At 69.1% G+C, this 20958-nt stretch carries 12 protein-coding genes and 1 pseudogene; 7 read left to right on the top strand and 6 right to left on the bottom strand.

Going from position 1 to position 20958, the window contains the following annotated elements:
* Nucleotides 1-46 precede the first annotated feature (46 nt).
* Complete coding sequence (locus KBY19_RS16950) at nucleotides 47-4879, top strand: hypothetical protein (RefSeq protein WP_210966065.1); 4833 nt, start codon at nucleotides 47-49, stop codon at nucleotides 4877-4879.
* Nucleotides 4880-5421: 542 nt separating this feature from the next.
* On the opposite strand, the gene KBY19_RS16945 is transcribed toward KBY19_RS16950, so the two are convergent.
* From KBY19_RS16945 to KBY19_RS16925, 5 genes are all read right to left on the bottom strand, one after another.
* The gene (locus tag KBY19_RS16945) at nucleotides 5422-6612 is read right to left on the bottom strand and encodes an NAD(P)/FAD-dependent oxidoreductase (RefSeq protein ID WP_180289828.1); all 1191 of its coding nucleotides are present in this window, start codon (nucleotides 6610-6612) and stop codon (nucleotides 5422-5424) included.
* On the bottom strand, nucleotides 6609-6932 hold the full coding sequence (locus tag KBY19_RS16940; protein WP_210966064.1) for a bifunctional 3-phenylpropionate/cinnamic acid dioxygenase ferredoxin subunit: 324 nt from the start codon (nucleotides 6930-6932) through the stop codon (nucleotides 6609-6611). The genes KBY19_RS16945 and KBY19_RS16940 overlap by 4 nt, the downstream gene beginning before the upstream one ends.
* A gap of 459 nt (nucleotides 6933-7391) precedes the next feature.
* Nucleotides 7392-10082 (bottom strand): SpoIIE family protein phosphatase, encoded by a 2691-nt coding sequence (locus KBY19_RS16935; RefSeq protein ID WP_247691060.1) that lies wholly within the window; start codon nucleotides 10080-10082, stop codon nucleotides 7392-7394.
* Nucleotides 10083-11237: 1155 nt separating this feature from the next.
* Nucleotides 11238-11384: a hypothetical protein gene (locus KBY19_RS16930; protein ID WP_180289827.1), complete on the bottom strand. Its 147-nt coding sequence runs from the start codon at nucleotides 11382-11384 to the stop codon at nucleotides 11238-11240.
* The gene (locus tag KBY19_RS16925) at nucleotides 11381-12469 is read right to left on the bottom strand and encodes an S-(hydroxymethyl)mycothiol dehydrogenase (protein ID WP_099885650.1); all 1089 of its coding nucleotides are present in this window, start codon (nucleotides 12467-12469) and stop codon (nucleotides 11381-11383) included. The genes KBY19_RS16930 and KBY19_RS16925 overlap by 4 nt, the downstream gene beginning before the upstream one ends.
* 591 nt (nucleotides 12470-13060) lie before the next feature.
* Between KBY19_RS16925 and KBY19_RS16920 the strand changes: the two genes are divergently transcribed.
* Nucleotides 13061-13807 (top strand): IclR family transcriptional regulator, encoded by a 747-nt coding sequence (locus tag KBY19_RS16920; protein WP_099886960.1) that lies wholly within the window; start codon nucleotides 13061-13063, stop codon nucleotides 13805-13807.
* A 535-nt stretch (nucleotides 13808-14342) separates the two neighbouring features.
* Here the strand turns inward: KBY19_RS16920 and KBY19_RS16915 are convergent.
* Nucleotides 14343-14840, bottom strand: a pseudogene (locus tag KBY19_RS16915) (chorismate-binding protein); the annotation flags it as partial.
* 282 nt (nucleotides 14841-15122) lie between these two features.
* On the opposite strand from KBY19_RS16915, the gene KBY19_RS16910 reads away from it, so the two are divergent.
* The 5 genes from KBY19_RS16910 (at nucleotide 15123) to KBY19_RS16890 (ending at nucleotide 20582) form a co-directional block, all read left to right on the top strand.
* Nucleotides 15123-16898 carry a BCCT family transporter gene (locus KBY19_RS16910; protein WP_307843529.1) on the top strand — a complete coding sequence of 592 codons (1776 nt, stop codon included), beginning with the start codon at nucleotides 15123-15125 and terminating at the stop codon, nucleotides 16896-16898.
* Nucleotides 16899-17325: 427 nt separating this feature from the next.
* Nucleotides 17326-17463 carry a hypothetical protein gene (locus KBY19_RS16905; protein WP_185018841.1) on the top strand — a complete coding sequence of 46 codons (138 nt, stop codon included), beginning with the start codon at nucleotides 17326-17328 and terminating at the stop codon, nucleotides 17461-17463.
* Nucleotides 17460-18839, top strand: coding sequence for an L-serine ammonia-lyase (locus tag KBY19_RS16900; RefSeq protein ID WP_099885649.1), 1380 nt, complete (start codon nucleotides 17460-17462; stop codon nucleotides 18837-18839). Before KBY19_RS16905 ends, KBY19_RS16900 begins: the two co-directional genes overlap by 4 nt.
* A 10-nt stretch (nucleotides 18840-18849) precedes the next feature.
* On the top strand, nucleotides 18850-19701 hold the full coding sequence (gene purU, locus KBY19_RS16895) for a formyltetrahydrofolate deformylase (RefSeq protein WP_210966063.1): 852 nt from the start codon (nucleotides 18850-18852) through the stop codon (nucleotides 19699-19701).
* 11 nt (nucleotides 19702-19712) lie between these two features.
* A complete protein-coding gene (locus KBY19_RS16890; protein WP_099885647.1) occupies nucleotides 19713-20582 on the top strand; it encodes a bifunctional methylenetetrahydrofolate dehydrogenase/methenyltetrahydrofolate cyclohydrolase in 870 nt (289 codons plus the stop codon).
* Nucleotides 20583-20958: the final 376 nt, after the last annotated feature.

Here is a 20958-nt window from a genome sequence, read left to right as displayed (position 1 = left end):
GCTCACGGGGACAGCGGCCACCGGCAAAACCCGGACCTGCCTGGAGGTGGCGGAACGAGCCCACGCCGACAACTGGCAGGTGCTTCACCTGCGGACCGACACCGACGTGGAGGTCGGCGACCTGGACGCCGCGCTGGCGGGCCAGCCGTCGGCCCGGGTACTGATCGTCGTCGACTACCTGGACCAGCAACCCGCGCTCAGCCTGCGCGACCTCGCCCGCTGGGCGGAGCGCACCATGGCCGGCGGACCGGGCGAAGCGGCCGACACGCAGATCAGATTCCTGTTCACCTGCCACCGAAGCGCCCGGGACCGGCTGCGCGGTGAGGACGGCGGACGGCTGTTCACCCACGCCGTGACCATGGACTGGAACGACGCGGCCCACCGCCAGGAAGTGCTGCGCCGGATCTTCACCAAGGTGGCGCCCACGGCGCTGGACAGCCTCGGCAGGGCGGAGCTGACCCGCCGCTGCGGCGAACAGCCCATGGTGGCCCTGCTGCTGGCCGCGCAGGCGGAGTCCCAGGTACGGGCCGGCCGCCCGGTCGCCGAACTGGACACCTCGGCACCCTCTGCACTGACCGGATATCTGATGCGGCGGCTGGAGCAGGAACGCGTGCTGCTGCCCGGCACCTGCGCAGGCGGTGAGCACACCGGGCTGCTCGGGTACGCGGCAGCCGTGGCCGCCGCCCCCGCCCCGTACGACGACCTGGCGGCCACTGTCGCCCGCACCCTGCGCCTCCCCTCCGGCGAACTGGACGAGGCAGTCGGCACGACCGTGGTCGACACTCTGAGCGGACTGGGCTGGCTGCGTTCTTACGGCGACACTGTGCACACCGTGCACGACGTCGTGGCCGACGAGATACTGCGCACCGCGCTCTTTCCCGGCCAGGGCTACTCCCTCGACCGGACAGCGCTTGGCACCCTGCTGCGGGCGCATGACTCGGTGGCCGATCCGGCCGGGGCGCCAGGCATGGCGCCCGGAGGGCTCGGCGGATTGCACCGGCTGGCGCGGGGCGTAGCACGGCTCTACGCCGACGCACCGCCAGAGCACCAGGACCAGCTCACCCGGTTCTGCCGCGCCTGGATGCGGGAGAACGCCACGGAGCTGAGCTCCCGGCTTCCCACCGAACGCCAAGGGGTCCGGCTGCTGGTCGGCATGTTGGTCGCACCGCCGTGGCGCACGGCGGCGGCCGAGAACTGGGCGGCTCTGCGTACGGCCTGGACCGCCCCACGGGCAGTGACCGGCGAGGAGATGACCGGCGGGGCAGTGACCGGCGCTGAAGGCGGTCCACAGGGTGTCGCGCTGCTCGCCGTCCTGCTCACCCAGGTGCCGGCGGACCACGCGCAGCTCCTGATCTCTGACGGCATCGGGTTGCTCACCGCCACCGAAGAGGAGACCTCCGGCACCCCCGGTGAGACATCTCAGGCACGTCATGTCCCGGTGCTCCGCGCCCTGCTCAACCGCACCGACCTCGACCCGGAGCAGCTCGCCGTGGTCGCCGACGCCGGGCTGGAGTGGACCGACTCCGAGGAAGGAAGGGCGCCCGGCGCGAAAGGCGTACTGCATGCCCTGCTGGCCCAGCCGGATCTCGACCCCGCGCGCACCCGCAGAGCGGTGGGTCGCGCGATGCGATCGCACCGGCGCCGGCCGGGCGCCCTCGCCTCAGGCGACCTGTTGCGACTGGTGCTCGCCCGTACGGACCTGGCGCCCGCCACCCGTCGGGAGGCCGTGGAACGCGCACTGACGTGGCTGGGCCGGCGCGGTGAGCGCTCGGACGGGGACAGCACCGTTCCACGGCTGCTGTCCGTCCTGCTCACCCGCTCCGACCTGAGTGCCGACCAGCAAGCCCGGCTCGGCAAGCGCACCCTGGAGTGGCTCAACGGAAACGCGGATGAGGAGCACGCCTCCTTCGTACTGCAACGCTGGCTGGCCAGGCACCCGGAAGCCGGCACGGACGTCACCGAAGCCCTCGCGCTGACCGTCCGATGGGTGGGCCTGCACGGCAATCTCCCCCGCGCCCCCTACCTGCTGCTCGACGCGCTGAACCGGCCCGAAGCCACCCCACACCAGCAGCGGTCCCTGATCGAGGCGGCCCTGGACTGGCTCGGCAGCCGGGACCCAGACGCCGCCCTACCGGCGAACTCCGACCGTCTGCTGCGGGCCGTGCTGCTGCGCCCCGACCTGGACGACGACCTCGACCGGCGCGTCATCGACCAGGCCATGGAATGGCTCGAACGGCACCACCGCGCACGCAGCGCCGCGTACCCCATGCAAGCCCTCCTGGAACGGGGCGACCTGAGCAACCAGCAGCTACAGCAGACAATGCGCTGGGCCGAGCGCTGGCTGGACCTGCACCCGATGCAGGCACCCGCCCAATACGTACTCTCCGCGCTGCTGACCCGCTACCGGCCGACGGCCACGGAAGGGGGCGGCACCGGCGAGGGCAGCGGCGACAGCACCCCGTACCGCAGGACACTCCAGCGTCTGATCGACTGGCTGGAACACCAGGACAACCCGCACAGCCAGCAGCAGACCGGCTATGCCCTGATCGCCCTCGCCGGCTCCCACCCTTTCAGGCCCGACGATTTCCCCCGGATCCAGCCACACGCACTGCGCTGGCTGGAGCAACACCACGACAAAGTGATCGCCTTCGGAGCGGTCGCCGTCCTTCTGCGCGACCCCGGCCTGTCACCCGAGCAGGAGAAACACGCGCTCCGATCCGCCACACACTGGCTGGCGACGCACGCGCGAGAGCAGCGTGCGGGCATGATCCTCAGTCGGCTGCTGCCGTGCACCGCCCATCAGCCGCCCGAGATCCGACTGCCCGCCATCGGATACGCCCTGGACTGGCTTGAGCAATACCACCCGATGCCGGGCGCCGGGTGGGTACTGGAGGCCCTGGCACTGCAGCCTGTCCTGACCGCCCGTCAGAGCACCGATATGGTGCGCTACATCGTGGCCTGGCTGAAGGCCAACGCCCAAGCCTCCTCCGCCTGGTACGTGCTCGCCTCGGTGCTGTCACGCGAGGACCTGCCCCGTGCCGAGGCACCGGCGCTGGCTGCCGCGGTCCTGGCCCGGCTGCGGTCGCTGCCCGAAGCGGCCTCGGCCACCGACGGCATCCTCACCTCGGTGCTCCATCAACTGCTCTTCCTGCACCGGCGGCACCGCTTGGAGGACACCCGGCAGGCCCGCGCGTTCGTACGCGAACGCATCGCCCAGGCGCCACCGCGCCCCTCCACCGCGTCGATACTGAACGAACTGCTCCGTCCGCCCTTCGCCCCCGGTGAGGTGACGCTCGTGCGCGAACAGGCGGACCGCTGGCTCGCCGCGTACGAGCACGACCCCGAGGCGGGCCGGGTACTCAGCCAGCTACTGAGACTGGATCCGCCAGAGGCGGCCACGCGCAAGGCCGAGCTGGCGATGGCATGCCGCTGGCTGGACCAACACCACCTGACCACGAACGCCAACCACGTGCTGCAGGCCGTACTCGCCCAGCCGGGGCTGCACTCAGCCGTCGTCGGGACGGTGGTGGACCAGTCCCTGGCCTGGCTGGAGGCCTACCCCGACACACCGCAGTCCATCTACCTGCTGCGCGACCTGTTCGCCCGGTCGGACCTGCGCCGCTCCTCGGCACACCGGGCGGTGGACTACACACTGGACTGGCTGGACCGCCGCCTGCGCCCAACCCCTCCCCGTCCCCGACCGCGGACGCGGGCACGGCAGCGGCAGCAGCCGCGTGGGCGGCCCGACGGGGTCTGGTCGGTCGCGTTCACCGTGCTCCGCGCCGTCTTCCTCACCAAGGACGCCGACTTCCCGCAGATCGCCAGGGCCGAAAAACTGGCCGGTATCTGGCTGGACCGGTACGGCGGAGAGGACAACGCAGGCTTCCTGATCCGCGACGTACTGCAGCGCACCCAGCACAACTCCGCCGCACTGACCCGCACCATCCCCATCGCGCTGCGCTGGCTGCGCCTGCACAGACACAGCATGCGGGCACCGCACGTCCTGCGCCCACTGCTGTTCCGCAAGGATGTGGACGACGACGCGGCGCAGACCGCCGTGGAGGCCGCGCTCGTCTGGCTCGACCGGCACACCACCGACCCGGCCGCCTACCAGGTGCTGGAACAACTGCTCAGACACCGCAGGCTGGGCTCCGAACAGGCCACCCGGGCACTTGCGTACGCCGACCAGTGGCTGGCCGATCACTCGCACTCCAAAGAAGCCCCCGGCCTGCTGAGCGCCGTCGTCAGCTGCCCCCACCCGGCCGCGCAGACCAGCGCAGCCAAGGCCAGGAAGCAACTGCTCTGCTGGCTGGAGGGGAACGCCGGCAGACAGGAGGCACACCTCGCACTCCGCAGCCTGGTCGCCGACCCCGGCCTCGACGACGCCCTGCGGGCCCGCATCATCACCTACGCGACCACCTGGATCCGCACCTACCCCCAGCGCAACGGCGCCCCCCACCTCTGGCACGCCCTCTTGACCCAGAACCCCGCCCCCAACGGCGATCCCGAGCTGATCACCAGCGCGGTCCAGTGGTGCGGCCGCTTCCGCACAAAACTCCCCACCGCGGCCGCCCTGCAAGCACTCCTCACCAGACCCGACCTGCGCGGCGACGAACTCCACCGCGCCGTCCGCTACGCAAGGGACTGGCTGGCCCAGCACCACCAGGCCGGACGCGCCCTGTTCGTCCTGCACGCCCTGATGCCCCGCCCCGGACTCGACGAGGAGACGCAACATGAACTGCTCGACCGCACCGAACAGTGGCTGACCGACCGCCACCCCGCCCACGCCACCCAACTCACCGCAACCCGCACAGCCCCGGCCCGCGAACGCATCGCCCTGGCCACGGCACTCCTCACGGAGTCCATCAGCTCCAAGTGAGCAGGCGCTCTCGGGCAGCGGGACGGCGGACTGGGAGCGAGCGGCCGTAGCCGCTCGCTCGGTCACTGCCGTCTGCTGCAAGCCGGGTCGGCAGTGTTCGGGCCTGTGGCCTTCAACCCGGCGGTCTCCTGCTTGATCAGTAAACCGGCGGGGGCGGCGGCTGAGGCTTGTTCAATCGCAATCGTTGCGGATGATTCGTGGGAACGATTCTGGTCATCGAGGTTGTCACCGCGCAGTCCAGGATGAAGCCGCCGCTCTTGGCTGACGCATGATGGGAGCCCTCCGGGAGCAGGAGACGGCCGGTACAGCCTTGCGGCTGACACGCTCCCCACCCCCTTCCCTGCACGGGCATGCGTCTTCGCCCAAACCACCGCGACAGTGCCGGTCGCCCCGTGACGCAATCCCGCGCCTGGGGCGGGCGGACGGCACTTGAGCACGGGCTGGGGGCGTATCCGCGAGAGCGGAAACGGCTGCGGAGGGGCGGCAGCACGCCTCCGCCGGGGATGCGGCGGTGCCGGCCGGGCGGATCGGGGCGTGAACGGCTATACAGCGCGCTTGAGCTCGCGGCGATACCGCATGAAGGGGCGGGGGCGGTTGACGGCCAGTACGGCGGTGGTCTGCCCGTCGCGTTCATAGCAGGCGAGGAAGCTACGGGCGTCGGCGGAGCCTTCGACGATCCTCGGGGTGTCGGTGGGCAACCGCCGACCGGCGAACTGGATCCGCACCCCGTACTGGTCGGACCAGAAGTACGGCAGGCTCCGATGGGTGGCGACCGTGCTGCCGGCCAGGAGATTCTGCGCGGCGATGCCGGCCTGTTCGGTGGCACTGGTCCAGTGTTCGGCACGGTGGCCGTCCACTCTGGCCACGTCTCCGACGGCTACGACGTTCGGCAGCGAGCCGACGCAGCCGGCGTCGCACACCACGCCGTCCTTCAGCAGCAGTCCGGAACTCTCCAGCCAGTCGGTGTTGGGCCGTACCCCGATGCCGACCACGACGATATCGGCGGGCAGCAGCCGCCCGTCGGTCAGCTCCACACCCGTGACGCGGTCCGGGGAGTCCGGATGGTGCGAGTATCCGCGGCCCCCCTGCAGCCCGGCCACGCCTGTTCCCGCGACGAGGGTCACCCCGTGGTCCGCGTGCAGTCCCGCACAGACCTTGGCCATGTCGTCGCCGAGCTGGGGTACGAGCGGGAGCGGGGCGGCCTCGACCACGGTGACGTCGTGGCCGAGCATGGCGCAGGAGGAGGCGACCTCGGCGCCGATGAACCCACCGCCGATGACCACGACTCGGGCCTGGCCGCGGGCCAGGTCCTCGCGGAGCGCCTGGGCGTCGTCCAGGGTGCGCAGGGTGTGCACTCCGGTATGTGCCGGGTCGCCGGGCTCCTGCCCGGGGAGGAGCCGAGGAGTGGCACCGGTGGCGATGACCACGGCGTCGGTCTCCAGCGACCGGTCACCGTCGAGGAGCACTGTGCCCCCGGCGGCATCCAGGCCGGTGGCCCTGGTCCCCAGGTACCACTCGGCGTAGAGGTCGGCGGTGTCATCGGCGTCCACCAGGGCCAGCTGACCCTGGTCAGTGGCGCCGGTGAGGAAGTCCTTGGACAGCGGGGGACGGTCGTAGGGCTGGTGGTGCTCGTCCCCGACGATCACCAGTCGGCCATCGAAACCCTGGGTGCGCAGAGCGCGCGCGGCGTACAGTCCGGCCAGCGAGGCCCCGACCACGGTGATGCTCTTCATGCCGGCTCCGCAACGGAGACGTGGAGCAGAACGTGGCCGTCCTCGACGGAAACCTGGTGGGTGCGCACCGGGTACTTCGCCGGCGGACAGGTCGGGCGACCGTCCCGCAGGTCGAAGAAGGCCGTGTGCAGCGGGCATTCGACGAAGCAGCCTTCGAGCCACCCGTCGGCCAGCGAGGCGTCCTGGTGGGTGCAGGTGTCGTCGATGGCGTAGACCTCGCCGTCCTCGGTATGGAACACCGCGACGGGAGCGGGAACGCCGGCGGTCACCCGGATGGATTCGCCGGGTGGCAGGTCTTCGATCCGGCACACCGTGATCATGGGGAACCTCCAGGTAGCGGGGCCCTACAGGGGTGAGGAAGCCGTCGGCTGCGCAGGAGAACTCAGCCTTGGGACGGAGAACAAGAGCGGCGCTGTCTCGAATTACACAACGCGATTCGCTATACGCAACATGCTTTCTGCCGTCCCAGCGGGTTGTCAAGAGAGGATCTGCACCAGATCGCGATGGCCCCCGACGGCACCTCTTCACCCAGGTGAAACCCAGTCAGAAGGCAGGTCGCACCAGGTCGTGCGCAGGGACGACGGCAGGGCGGCGAGGGCGCGGGGCCGTCATGCGACGCTCGTCACACAAGCCCACGCGCGGGCACCTCGGGCAGGCCGGTTCGTCGGCTCGCCGCACGCGGACGAGTGTGACGTGGCGGCGGCGCGCGCCCGGCGCCGCCGTATCGCGGTTCGGGCCCGGCGGTCGGTCATTCCCGCTGAAGAAGCGGCAACCCGCGGTCAGAGCTCCGGATCGTCCCACTGAGCCAGCAGGGTCTCCCCCGTGGCTCCCGCGGATGCGGGTATGGCACCGCGCAAGGACTGTTCAGTCCAGATCACCTTGCCGCGGGTGGTGTACCTGGTCCCCCAGCGCTGGGCGAACTGGGCGACGAGGAACAGGCCGCGGCCGCCCTCGTCGGTGGTCTTGGCCCGGCGCAGATGCGGGGAGGTGCTGCTGCCGTCATCGACCTCACAGATCAGACTGTCGCGGTCGCGCAGCAGACGGAGCCGGATGGGACCGATGCCGTAGCGAATGGCGTTGGTGACCAGTTCACTGATGATGAGTTCGGTGGTGAAGGCGATCTGTTCGAGGCCCCAGACTTCCATCTGCCGGGCGCAGGCGGCGCGGACGCGCGCGACGGCAGCGGGGTCGGAGGGCACCTCCCAGTCGGCGACCTGGTCCGGTTGCAGCAGCCGGGTGCGGGCTACCAGGAGGGCGATGTCATCGCTGGGGCGGGCGGGCAGCATGGCGTCGAGTACGGCCTGACAGGTCTGCTCCGGAGTCTGGCCGGCCTGCCCCAGGGCGTCTTTCAGGAGCCTGACACCCGTGTCGAGGTCGCGGCGGCGGTCTTCTATGAGTCCGTCGGTGTACAGGGCCAGCCGAGATCCCTCGGGCAGGCGCACCTCGGTGGTCTCGATCGGCAGGCCGGCACCGAGGCCGAGCGGTGGCGAGACGGGAACGTCGGGGAAGGTGACGGTGCCGTCCGGGTACACGAGGGCCGGGCCCGGATGCCCGGCCCGGGCAATGGAGCAGTTGCCGGAGACCGGGTCGTAGATCGCGAACAGACAGGTGGCGCCGGTCATGCCCGCGTTCTCGACCTCGGCGGGCTCGTCCTGGTCGATGTTGGCGACCAGCTCATCCAGGTGACCCAGGAGTTCGTCGGGGGGCAGGTCGAGGGCGCAGAAATTGTGGACGGCGATGCGCAGGCGCCCCATGGTGACGGCCGCGTGCAGACCGTGCCCGACGACATCACCCACGACCAGCGCGACACGGGCGCCTGGCAGAGGGATGACGTCGAACCAGTCCCCGCCCACCCCGGGTTGAGCGGGAAGGTACCGGTAGGCCGCCTCCAAAGCCGACTGCTCGGGCAGGCCGCGGGGCAACAGGCTGCGCTGCAGGGTGACCGCCGTGGCATGTTCCCGGGCGTAGCGGCGCGCATTGTCGATGGAAACCGCCGCACGAGCGGCCAGCTCCTCGGCGAAGAAGAGATCCTCCTCCGCGAACGGTTCCTGCTCCGACCGCCAGAAGTCGACTGTCCCCAACGCTACGCCGCGGGCCTGCAGCGGCACGGTGATCAATGAGTGGATACCGAAGTCCAGGACACGCCGCGCTCGCTCGGGATCCTGCACCTGCCAGTCCTGCGCGGCACCCAGCTCGGGCTCCAGCACGGCATGGCCGTCGCGCAGGCCCTGCGCCTGCGGCATCGTCGGCAGGAATGTGATCACCTCACCCACCGGGTACAGCGGGGAGTCGTCTCTCACACCGCGGGCGGCGGTGCGGTGCACGGTCAGGCTCGTACCGTCCGGCTCCTCACCCCGCTGGACCGCGTCCACCAGCTCCACAGTGACGTAGTCAGCGAACTGGGGAACCGCGATCTCAGCCAGTTCCTCGGTGGTACGCACCATATCCAGCGTGGCGCCGATCCGTACCCCGGCGTCGTAGAGCAGGTTCAGGCGTTCCCGCGCCACCTCGGCCCGGCCCGCCAGTGTCCGCAACTCGGTGGAGTCCCTCAGGGTCGCCACGCTGCCGGGCGGTTCTCCGTAGCGGTCGACGGGGCGCAGATTGACGGCCAGCAGCCGGTCCCCCTCCAAGTGCACCTCATCGCTGACCGTCCGGCCGGAGGCCAGCAACTGCGCCGTGCCCGGGGCCAGACCGAGATCGGTGATCCGTAGACCCTCCGGATCTTCGGGCAGCTTCAGCAACTGGCGCGCTTCGTCGTTGGCCAGGAGCAACCGAGCGTCGTTGTCGATGATGAGCACGCCCTCGCGCACAGAGTGCAGCACCGCGTCGTGGTGCTCGTACATCCGGGTCATCTCGGCGGGTCCCAGCCCGTGTGTCTGACGCAGCAGGCGCCGGCTCACCAGCGCCGACCCGGCCATGGCCAGAACAAGCGCGCCGCCCGAGGCGCCGAAGATCACCGGCAGTTGCTCCCCCACCGCCGCGTCGATGCTCTTGACCTTGATCCCGACGGACACCAGCCCGACGACCGAGCCGTCACTGTCGAAGACGGGCACCATCGAGTCCACGGCGCGGCCGATCCCCGGGGTGTCGTAAGTCTCCTGGTGCACCCGGCCGGCGAGCGCCTCGGCGTAGGAGCCGACGACATGCTTGCCGATCAGGTCCGGGTCCGGGTGGGTCCAACGGATACCGTCCGGATCGAACGCGATGATGTAAGCGACACCCGATGCCTTCCGGGCATCCTCCGCGCGCGGCTGCAGTCGCGCACTGGGGTCGGAGGACTTCATGGCGCTCAGCGTCCCCGGGGCCCGCGCAAAGGTCTGTGCACCGACCAACGAGCGATCGCGGGCCTCCTGCAGACTCGCCCCCTGAGCCTGCAGGAGGAGAGCGGTCACAGCTGCGACGGCGAGCACCGCCACGAGTACGAGCTGCAGCACGAACACTTGACCCGCTGCGGTGCGCAGACTCAACAGCGAGTGCGGTCGACGCTCCCGAGCCGGGCGCGGGGCGTACCGCTCGCCTTCCGGACCATGCGGCTTCCTGGTTCCTGGACGCTGCGCCGCACTCCGATTTCGTTTGCGCCACCGGTTGAACAAGCGGGAAGGCGGTGGGGAGACTTCCCGAGACCCGGCTGCGCGCATACTCCTATTATGAGACCAGTGGTGCGCATGAGGAATACGGCTGCTCAGTGTGAAACCCGTGGTGCGGTGGAGTCGACAACCCACGCTTCCCGCAGCCGCAGCAGGGCAGGCGGAATCCACAGAGGGGCGGGCCGACCGCCGAACGGCAGCAGCACTTTTGCGGCCCAGCTTCCGGCTGCGGTCCACTGAGCGGTTTGCCCGGGCGAGACGAACTCGGCATTCGTCCAGGGACCCCGCCCTGGTCACCGTACGCAGGCGAAGAAGGAAAGGCACCTGGTGCCGTGGTCGGCACCCACGAGCAGGGGGCCGGGTGATGTCCATCCGTCCGCGGGCTCTCCCCCACACGCGGAAGGCAGACAGGAAGACCACGATCCGCCGGCAGGTTGACGAACGCCGCCTGCGCCTTGACTGTGATCGCGGAATAACGACGATCCTGCTCCTCACTCCGCACCGTGACTCACGTAGTACGGGGGCAGCCAAACCCTTCGCGAACTCGGGAAGCATCTCCGGTCAGTCCGGCACACGGGCCACACACAACCCATGGACTCGGAAATTCGCTCCTCTTCCGCCCGGAACGCCTCAGAAACGGTGTAGTCCCCCCGGGCTGACGTAAAAATCTGACTCGGGGCCGGGTGCGTCACAGTCCTCGTGCCACCTTCGCAGAAGGTCGGGGGCGCACATGGCGAGGTCTAGGAGGGAAGTGGTACTCGGTGGTACCCGGGCCCGGTAGGCGGGTATCGCGCCGATGGCCGGGACGCCCATGAATCCGTGGCCCGGGAAGCGCGGCCACGGTCGTCTGCGGGCACTCGGGCACTGACCGGCTTGTCAGCGCCCTCGCGCGAGCCAGGCGTCGAGCTGGAGCGCTTCGCCTCGATCGAGGTGCTGCTGCCGTGACCGGTAGGACGGACGTGTCGGCAGGCGCCTGAGCAGTCGCTCACAAAAGGACGCGATGCCGGAGCGGGCGCCGACTGCCGACGGCGGCAACGGTCACACCGTCGTCATGCGCCGCGTCGACGACCGGGGCGGCCTCCCGCGCGCGTCGCCGACCAGCCGGACCTTGTCGTCCACCTCCCGGCTTCCGCCGTCCAGTACGCAGGTGCCTCTGGTGACGACGTGAACGATACGCGCGCTCACAGGACCACCACCGAGCGCAGGACATCGCCGTGGCGCATCTTCTCGAACGAAGCCTCCACGTCGCCCAGGGCGATCTTCTCTGTGACGAAAGCGTCCAGGTCGAAGCGGCCCTGAAGGTAGAGCTCGATGAGCGCGGGAAAGTCGCGGGAGGGCAAACAGTCGCCGTACCAGGAGGACTTCAGCGCACCGCCACGGCCGAAGACATCGAGCAACGGCAACTCGATCTTCTGCTCCGGGGCGGGGACGCCGACCAGGACGACGGTACCGGCCAGATCTCGGGCATAGAAGGCCTGTTGGTAGGTCTCGGGGCGGCCCACCGCGTCCACAACGACATCGGCACCGAAACCACCGGTGAGGCTGCGGATGGCCTCGACGGCATCGGTCTGAGCCGAGTGGATCGTGTCGGTGGCGCCCAACTCGTCGGCCCACGCCAGCTTCCGCTTGTCGATGTCGACGGCGATGATCTTCGAGGCACCAGCCACCTTTGCGCCCACGATGGCGGCCATGCCCACACCACCACAGCCGATGACCGCGATCGAGTCGCCCCGACCAACCGCACCGGTGTGGACCGCGGCGCCGAATCCCGCCATCACGCCGCAGCCGAGCAGCCCCGCGGCTGCCGCGGAGGCAGTCGGATCGACCCTGGTGCACTGGCCTGCCGCGACGAGAGTCTTCTCGGCGAAGGCGCCGATACCCAGAGCCGGCGACAGCGGAGTGCCGTCTGCCAGCGTCATGGGCCGGGTGGCGTTGTGGGTGCTGAAGCAGTACCACGGCCGCCCGCGCCGACAGGCCCGGCACCGGCCCCCGCACACCGCACGCCAGTTCAGGACGACGAAATCGCCGGGCGCCACGTCCGTGACGTCCTCACCGACCGCCTCAACCACACCGGCTGCCTCGTGGCCGAGCAGGAAGGGGAACTCGTCGTTGATCCCGCCCTCCCGGTAGTGCAGGTCGGTGTGGCACACGCCGCAGGCCTGCACCTCCACCAGCGCCTCGCCCGGACCGGGGTCGGGCACCAGGACGGTCTCCACCGAAACCGGGGCGCCCTTCTTCCGGGCGACAACGGCTTGTACCTCGTGTGTCACTGTCGAGCTCCTCACTGAGGGGCCGACCGAGTACGCCTGTCGGCCGGATGTTTCTGGTGGCGCCGGAACGGCCCTCAGGACCGATCCAGGCGAGGGCATAGGAGGCTTGGCTGCCCGTGACGCGGGAGGCGGACGGTATACCCGGCAACTCAGACAAACGGCTCCGGTACGGCGTGGCCGGAGCCCTGGGAAGATCGAGGTTGCGTTGCGAATTACGCACGTCGCTTCGCGATGAGCAACAATCTGACTTCTGAGCAGGACTGCTGTCAAGAGACTCTTTCCGCCTACTCGACCTTCACCGACGGCACAGTCATCCGCCTGAAGGAGGCAGGGGGGACCTCGTGCGCGCCCAGGCACATGATCCGGACGAGCTGGAGACCATCGGCCGCGACGTCGAAGGAGCGCGCCATCCGGGGATACGGGAATGCCGTTCGGTCGCGGGCCACCGCACCGCGGCGCCGATAGAACTACTACGGAATGTAGTCGCTCACCACTCCCAGTGTTCGCCGAGCGCATAGGCGCCGTGCGTATAGTTGCCCTATGAGTAACCATGCGGCACGCAGTGAAACAGCAGGTCGCGCGGTGCACGGGGTGCAGTCCGTCGACCGTGCCGTAAGTGTCCTGGAAATCCTCGCCCAGCGCGGCGAGGCAGGCGTGAGCGAGATCGCCGCCGAACTCGACGTCCACAAGTCAACCGCGTTCCGACTGCTCGGATCGCTGGAGGCACGCGGTCTCGTCGAGCAGACGGCCGACCGCGGCAACTACCGTCTGGACTTCGGAATCGTGCGCCTCGCGAGCACGGTCACCCACCGCATGGACATCACTCAGCAAGGGTGGCCGGTGTGCGAACGGCTCGCCGAGGACATCGGCGAGACCGTCAATATCGGCGTACTGAAAGAGTATTACGCGGTCAACCTCTACCAGGTGCGCGGTCCGGCTGCGGTCGGCGCACACAACTGGGTCGGGCGGCTGACCCCGTCGTACGCCACGTCGAGCGGCAAGGCTCTACTGGCCCACCTGACCGTGGAGGAGCGCGACAAGCTGCTCGCCTCGGGCATGACGAAGCAGACACCACACACCATCACCACCAGATCCAAGCTGGAGAAGAACCTCGCGGAGGTGCGTGACCGCGGGTACGCGCTGGCGCTGGAGGAACTCGAGATCGGGCTGCACGCCATGGCGGCCCCGATCCGCGCCGCGGACGGCAAGATCATCGCCGCGATCAGCGCGTCGGGGCCGGCCTACCGCTTCACTGAGGAGAACATGCGCAAGCTCTCCCCGACGCTCGTCGCGGGCGCGGAGGAGATCAGCGAGCGGATGGGCTACTTCGCAGGCTGACCCTCACCGGCCTGCGGAACGGAACCAGAACTCCGGGCGCCCCACGGCACCGTAGAGGGCGGACAGCGGGCTCAGGGCAGGGGCACCCGTCCCGAAGGGGTCGCCTCGGCACCCCGGCGGACAGTCACCCGTACCGCGTCGAGGGTCGAGGCCACATCGTGTACAGGCAGGCGCCAGGCGCCCAGTGCTGCGGCGAGAACGGACACAGCGGTAGTCGCGGAATCCCGTAGCTGCGCCGAGCGCGGCTACCCGGATGCCGGACCCGTCGGCAAGCGGCCCAGAAGCGACTTGCGTGCCGCGCCCCGGCCTCCCTGGGCACGGCGAGGCGGTGGCGTGCACCAGGGCGCTCCCGAGAGACCGGGCCTTCGGCACTACCTGCATCACCGGCTGACGACTCCGGTCGACCTCGAACCTGGGGCCTCGCCTCGTGGCAGGTCAGCGATATGGCACACAGGCATCAGCCTGACCACTCGGCGCATATTGCGAAACTCATTACGCAAAGCGCAACACAAGTGTGGGGTCCGCCTCCGCGCTGTCAAGGATCGCCCCGGGCCCTCGGGAGGCTGCCGAGCCGGGAGGCCTTGAGCTTGGTATCCGCCCACTCCCGCTCCGGGGCAGATTCCAGGTGATGCGGGCGCCCGTGCCGAAGTGCGGCGCAGGCCCTCCGGGTGCAAAAAGGCCGGTCCGGAAGGTGCGGATTCCCACGGCCAGTTCACCGGTACCGCGATCGGCGTCGACCAGCCGAGTCCGCCGCGGCAGGAGCCACGAGCAGCCGTCTCCGACACCTGGACGATGCGCAGCGCGCCGGATTCGGGCGCGCCCGTGACGGATCCGGGCGGGAAGGCCCCAGCCAGACCGGGGTCCCACCCTCCACCAACTCGCCGCGCACGGTGGACACCAGGTGAACCACGCCGGGCGCTGCTCGAGGGCGCACAGCGCCGGAACCGTCACCGATGGCGCAGACGCGGCCAAGGTCGTTGCGGGCCAGGCCGACGATCACCACGTTCTCGGCGTGACCCTTCTCCAGGAGATCCACCGCGGGCGATCCGACGCCGACCGCGGGTTCCACACCCTTGACGGCGTGAGACAAGAAGTGTTCCCTGTTGCGCCCAGAGAGGTGTGTTTCACATTACACAACTTGCTGTGCGAGCTGGCTTCCCGGCACGGCCGCCGGATCACGGCTGGTCATGCTCGCCGGCACCGCCGCAGCACGGAACGGCCCGAGGGGCGGAACCCCACCGAGATCGTTGGGGACGGCCGGGCCTACGACATCCGGCCGCCCACGCCCGAGCCCGCCAGCAGAAGGAACCACAGCATGGCTGCCCACATGGCGAAATCGTCAGGTGACACTCCCTGTGAACAAGAAGCAGGGCCCCCGCCCCGTAAGTCTTCGATCGCACCGCGCGTCTTCTGGCCGTCCGCGGTCATCATCCTCGTCTTCGTGGTGTACTCCACAGCCCTCAGCAAGTCCGCGCAGAACCTCATCGGCAGGGTGCAGGAGGGCATCGTCGGTGATCTTGGCTGGTTCTACACCGCCCTCGTCTCGCTCTTCGTGATCTTCGCCCTCTGGGTCGGCATCGGCCGCTACGGGGACATCAAGCTCGGCAAGGGCAAGGAGAAACCCGAGTTCGGCCTTGGCTCGTGGCTGGCGATGCTGTTCGCAGCAGGCATGGGCATCGGGCTGGTCTTCTGGGGTGTCGCCGAGCCGTTGAACCATCTCACCGCCCCCAGGCCCGGCACCGGTAAGGGCGAGGCCGAGCGGAGCGAGTTCGCCATGGTGCAGACCTTCCTGCACTGGGGAATCCACCCGTGGGCCATCTACATCGTGGTCGGTCTCGCCGTCGCCTACGCAGTGCACCGCAAGGGCCGACCCGTCTCGATCCGGTGGGCTCTGGAGCCGATCCTCGGCAAGAGGATCAAGGGCTGCTGGGGCGACGCCATCGACGTGATCGCCGTCGTCGGCACCATCTTCGGCGTGGCCACCTCCCTCGGCTTCGGCGTCATACAGATCTCCTCGGGTCTGGAGTCCCAGGGGTGGGTCACCAACCCCGACAAGTCACTGCAGGTCACCCTCATCATCGGCATCACGCTGCTCGCCACCGTCTCCGTGGTCACGGGCGTCAGCAAGGGCATCAAGTGGCTGTCGAACATCAACATGACACTGGCCGGCGCACTGATGCTGTTCGTACTCATCGCGGGCCCGACGCTCTTCATCCTCAATCTGTTCATCCAGGACATCGGCGCCTACCTGCAGAACGTCCTCATGCTGAGCTTCGACACCGGCGCCGTGCATGGCGGCGAGGGCACCGCGTGGGTCAGCAGCTGGACGGTCTTCTACTGGGGCTGGTGGATTTCCTGGGCACCGTTCGTCGGCGTCTTCATCGCCCGCATCTCCCGCGGACGGACCGTTCGCGAGTTCGTATGCGGTGTGCTGCTGATACCCACCCTGCTGACCTTCTTCTGGTTCGCCGTCTTCGGCGGCTCGGCGCTGCACCGCGAGACGTTCGGAGACGGCGGCCTGGTCGGGCAGGACGGCACGGTCGGTACGGACAGTGCACTGTTCCAGCTGCTCGACACCCTGCCAGGTGGCGCGTTCGTCGCCGGGGCGACGATCCTGCTGATCGTGCTGTTCTTCGTCACCTCCTCCGACTCCGGCAGCTTCGTGGTCGACATGCTGGCCTCCGGCGGCGACCCGAACCCGCCGGTGTGGAGCCGCGTGTTCTGGTCCTTCTCCGAGGGGGCCCTGGCCATCGCGCTGCTGGTCGCCAGTGGCACCGGAACCGCCTCACTGACCACCCTGCAGACGGCGGCGATCATCACGGCGCTGCCCTTCAGCCTGGTGATGATCGGCATGTGCGTCGCCACGGTGAAGTCCTTCCGCCAGGAACGCCAGGCATACCTGGCCCGTCAGCAGAAGAAGCAGGAAGCGCGGCTCGTCGACCAGGCAGTCACAGCCATCGAGGAGGGCTTGGAGAACGGAGCCCCGCCGAACGGGAATTCGCCGGACAGGGTGCCGCCGAACGGGAACCTGCCGAATGGCAGTCCGTCGGACGGAACCGAGGACAGCCCGGTCGACACACGCACCGCTTGATGTTGCCTCCCGGCGCCGGCGCTCATTGAACGTCCGCCGCCGGCGAAGAAGTTCACCGGCGTTCGCCCGGTGGAGCCGGGACCTCGCCCGGGCCCCGGTTCCACCGCGTCGCACCGAGAAACCGGGGCCCCGGAGGAGTTGACCCGGCGTCATGCGCGATCGTCTCGATCAGCTCCGGCGCAGACGCCACGAGGGGAACGGAACTCATCCGGACCCTGCCTTGACGTCCCCTCAACAGGCAATTAGCGTACCGCATGACGGTTCTGATATATCAATTGGCTTTCGCTTGGTTAACAGGCAGTCATCACGTCGGCGTCCGCCCTCTGCACCGAACGGAACGGCGAGGCCCTGCACATCCCTCTCGACGGCCGCACCGGCCCAGTGACCGTTACCGATCCCCTGCTCCACGACAAGGAGGGACACCGCCGTGCCGGTTGACACTTCCGTACGCCACGGACCACCCGAGAACTGGAACGGCACGCTGCCGACACTCCCCTCCTTCGCCGACCATCTCGCCGCACGGCTCACCAGCATCCGCACCGAATACCGCGGAGGCGACAGATGAGCATCAGCGTCTTCGACCTGTTCAAAATCGGCATCGGCCCGTCCAGTTCACACACCGTGGGGCCGATGCGGGCGGCCAACTCCTTCGCTCTGTCACTGGACCAGGACGGCATCCTGGGCAGCACGAGCCGCGTACACGTGGAACTCTTCGGTTCCCTCGGCGCCACGGGGCACGGGCACGGAAGCGTGAAGGCCGTGTTGCTCGGGCTCGAGGGGCACGTCCCGGAGCGGGTCGACCCGGCACTCGCCGAGCCCACCGTCACCCGGGCCCGGGAGACCGGCACCCTCCGTCTTCTCGACAAGCAGCCGGTCGGCTTCGACGTCGACAGCGACGTCGTCCTCCACCGCGTCAAGCGGCTCGACTTCCACTCCAACGGGATGACGTTCGAAGCGCGGAACAGCGAGGGTGCACGTCTGTCGCACCGTACCTACTACTCCATCGGCGGAGGCTTCGTCCTCGACGAGACCGAGGCCGCCGGATCGCAGATCGTGCCGGACGACACCCCCGTCCGCTATCCCTTCACGACCGGCGAGGAACTCCTCGCCCACTCCCGGGAGACGGGCCTGCCCATCAGCGCCATCATGATGGCCAACGAGCTGTCGTGGCGCAGCCGCGAAGACGTCCGCGCGGGGCTGCTCCGCATCTGGTCCGTGATGCAGGAGTGCGTCGAGGCCGGCTGTACGGCCGAGGGCACCCTGCCCGGCGGGCTCCGGGTGCGGCGCCGCGCCGCCGCGCTCAAGAACAAGCTCGACGCCGCGTGGGAGGAGACGGCGACCGACTCGTTGCACGCGATGGAATGGGTCACCCTGTTCGCTCTCGCGGTGAACGAGGAGAACGCCGCCGGCGGACGCGTCGTCACCGCCCCCACCAACGGTGCCGCCGGCATCATCCCCGCGGTCCTGCACTACTACATGCGCTTCGTCCGCGGAGCGGGCCCCGACGGCGTCGTGAACTTCCTGCTCACCGCCGCCGCCATCGGTGTCCTGTTCAAGGAGAACGCCTCCATCTCGGGGGCCGAGGTCGGCTGCCAGGGCGAAGTCGGCTCAGCCTGCTCCATGGCCGCCGCCGGCTTGGCGGAGGTCCTCGGCGGCACCCCCGAGCAGGTCGAGAACGCCGCGGAGATCGGCATCGAACACAATCTCGGGCTCACCTGCGACCCGGTGGGTGGTCTGGTACAGATCCCCTGCATCGAGCGCAACGCCGTCGCGTCGATGAAGGCCGTCACGGCTGCGCGTATGGCCCTCCACGGCGACGGCCGGCATCACGTCAGTCTCGACAAGGCCGTCAAGACCATGCGCGAGACCGGCGCGGACATGAAGGACAAGTACAAGGAGACCGCGCGAGGCGGCCTCGCCCTCAACGTGGTTCAGTGCTGAGGAGAAAACCGTGAGCAACCACTACGTCCTGACCTTGACCTGCCCGGAACGCCCCGGCATCGTCAACGCCGTGACGGCCTATCTGGTCGAGCACGGCTGCGACATCACCGAACACCAGCAGTTCGACGACCCCGAACACGGCGTCGTCTTCCTGCGGACGAGCTTCTCGGCACCCGACGACGCCTCCCTGTCCGCACTCCAGACGGGGTTCACCGCCACCGCCGAGCGCTATGCCATGCGGTGGCGGCTGCAGGACGCGGGGGCCAAACCGCGCATCCTGGTGATGGTCTCGAAGTTCGACCACTGCCTCGCCGACCTGCTCTACCGCTGGCGCAGCGGGACGCTCGAGGGCGATGTCGCGCTCGTCGTCTCCAACCACCCCCACCTCGGGCCTCAGGCCGAACAGGCCGGTGTGCCCTTCCACCACATCCCCGTCACCCCGGACAGCAAGCCGCAGGCCGAGGAGCAGTTGCTCCGCCTGGTCGAGGACCACGACATCGACCTCGTGGTGCTGGCCCGGTACATGCAGGTCCTCGGAGAGGACCTGTGCAAGCGCCTCGAAGGCAGAGCGATCAACATTCACCACTCGTTCCTGCCGAGCTTCGCCGGTGCCAGGCCCTACCACCAGGCCTACCGGCGGGGCGTCAAGCTCGTCGGCGCGACCGCGCATTACGTCACCGCGGATCTGGACGAAGGGCCGATCATCGAGCAGGAGGTCATCCGCGTCGACCACCGGCAGAGCGCGGAGCAGCTGGTCAGGGTCGGACGGGATGCCGAACGTCTGGCGCTCGCGAGGGCTGTCAACTGGCACTGCCAGAGCCGCATCCTGCTGCACGGCCACCGTACTGTGATCTTCAACTGAGGCGGCGCCCCATGACCACCACTGTCTCGCTCGACGGTACCGCCACCGCGGCCGACATCAAGGCGGAACTCGCCCTGCGGGTAGCCGACTTGAAGAGCCGCGGCATCGTACCCGGACTGGGCACCATCCTCGTCGGCGACCATCCGGGCAGCCAGGTGTACGTCGCCGGCAAGCACAAGGACTGCGCTGCGGTCGGCATCACCTCGTTGCAGGTCGAACTGCCCGCCGACGCCACCCAAGCGGACGTCGAGGCAGCCGTGCTCAACCTCAACGCCGACCCTGACTGCACGGGCTACATCGTGCAGTTGCCACTTCCCGGTCACCTGGACATGCACGCCGTCCTGGAGCTGATCGACCCGGCCAAGGACGCCGACGGACTCCACCCCACCAACCTGGGCAGGCTGGTCCTGGGCAAAGCCGGACCACTGCCCTGCACACCACGCGGGATCATCGAACTCCTCCGCCGGCATCACGTCCCCATCACGGGCGCGAACTTCTGCGTCATCGGCTGTGGCGTCACCGTGGGCCGACCGCTCGGCCTGATGCTCACCCGCAGCAGCGAACACGCCACCGTCACCATGTGCCACGAAGCGACCGCCGACATCACCGCTCACACACGTGCCGCCGACGTCGTGGTCGCGGCTGCCGGTGCCGCGCACCTTGTCCGGCCCGACTGGATCAGGCCCGGCGCGACCGTCCTGTCCGTCGGCATCACTCGTACCATCGAGGGCGTTCTCGGGGACGTGCACCCTCGGGTCGGTGAGGTGGCGGGCAAGCTCGCTCCCACCGTCGGCGGCGTCGGGCCGATGACCCGGGCCATGCTCTTGAAGAACATCGTCGAGGCGGCGGAGCGTCAGGCCGGCGAGACCCCTCCGGCCTGAAGTTCCGGGAGCTCACGCCGCACCGATACGACACGGTCCGCACCCGTGCCGGGCGTGGCGTGAAGGCCGCGGAGACGGGCGCTTCGAGGGTAGCCACTGTCTCCGCGGCCACATCGTGTCGCCCGGGATCATTGACGAGTTGCCATGACAGCCACCTCTTGACGCTGTGAGAGCGCCGGGATTAGCGTTGGCCCGCTTGATATATCAGTTGCGCAGCAATCTCTGTCTTCTTGTCTTTCAGTTCGAACTTCGTCTGCTGGTGGCGACGTACTTCACCACCGGAGACACCTTCCCGGCTCTTCCCCCGGGTGCGTTCAGCACCACCCCGCAGCACGGTCGGCACCGGCTCGCCGGGGCGCGGCCGGCACCCCGCACC

Source organism: Streptomyces sp. B15 (assembly GCF_018070605.1).
Classification (GTDB): Bacteria; Actinomycetota; Actinomycetes; order Streptomycetales; family Streptomycetaceae; genus Streptomyces; species Streptomyces smyrnaeus.
This window is presented reverse-complemented; position numbering and strand designations above follow the sequence as displayed.

Excerpts from the sequence above, each read along its gene's own strand:
- KBY19_RS16945 (WP_180289828.1), bottom strand. The coding sequence starts at position 6,612 with ATGAAGAGCATCACCGTGGTCGGGGCCTCGCTGGCCGGACTGTACGCC.
- KBY19_RS16940 (WP_210966064.1), bottom strand. The coding sequence starts at position 6,932 with ATGATCACGGTGTGCCGGATCGAAGACCTGCCACCCGGCGAATCCATC.
- KBY19_RS16910 (WP_307843529.1), top strand. The coding sequence starts at position 15,123 with ATGGCTGCCCACATGGCGAAATCGTCAGGTGACACTCCCTGTGAACAA.
- KBY19_RS16900 (WP_099885649.1), top strand. The coding sequence starts at position 17,460 with ATGAGCATCAGCGTCTTCGACCTGTTCAAAATCGGCATCGGCCCGTCC.
- KBY19_RS16890 (WP_099885647.1), top strand. The coding sequence starts at position 19,713 with ATGACCACCACTGTCTCGCTCGACGGTACCGCCACCGCGGCCGACATC.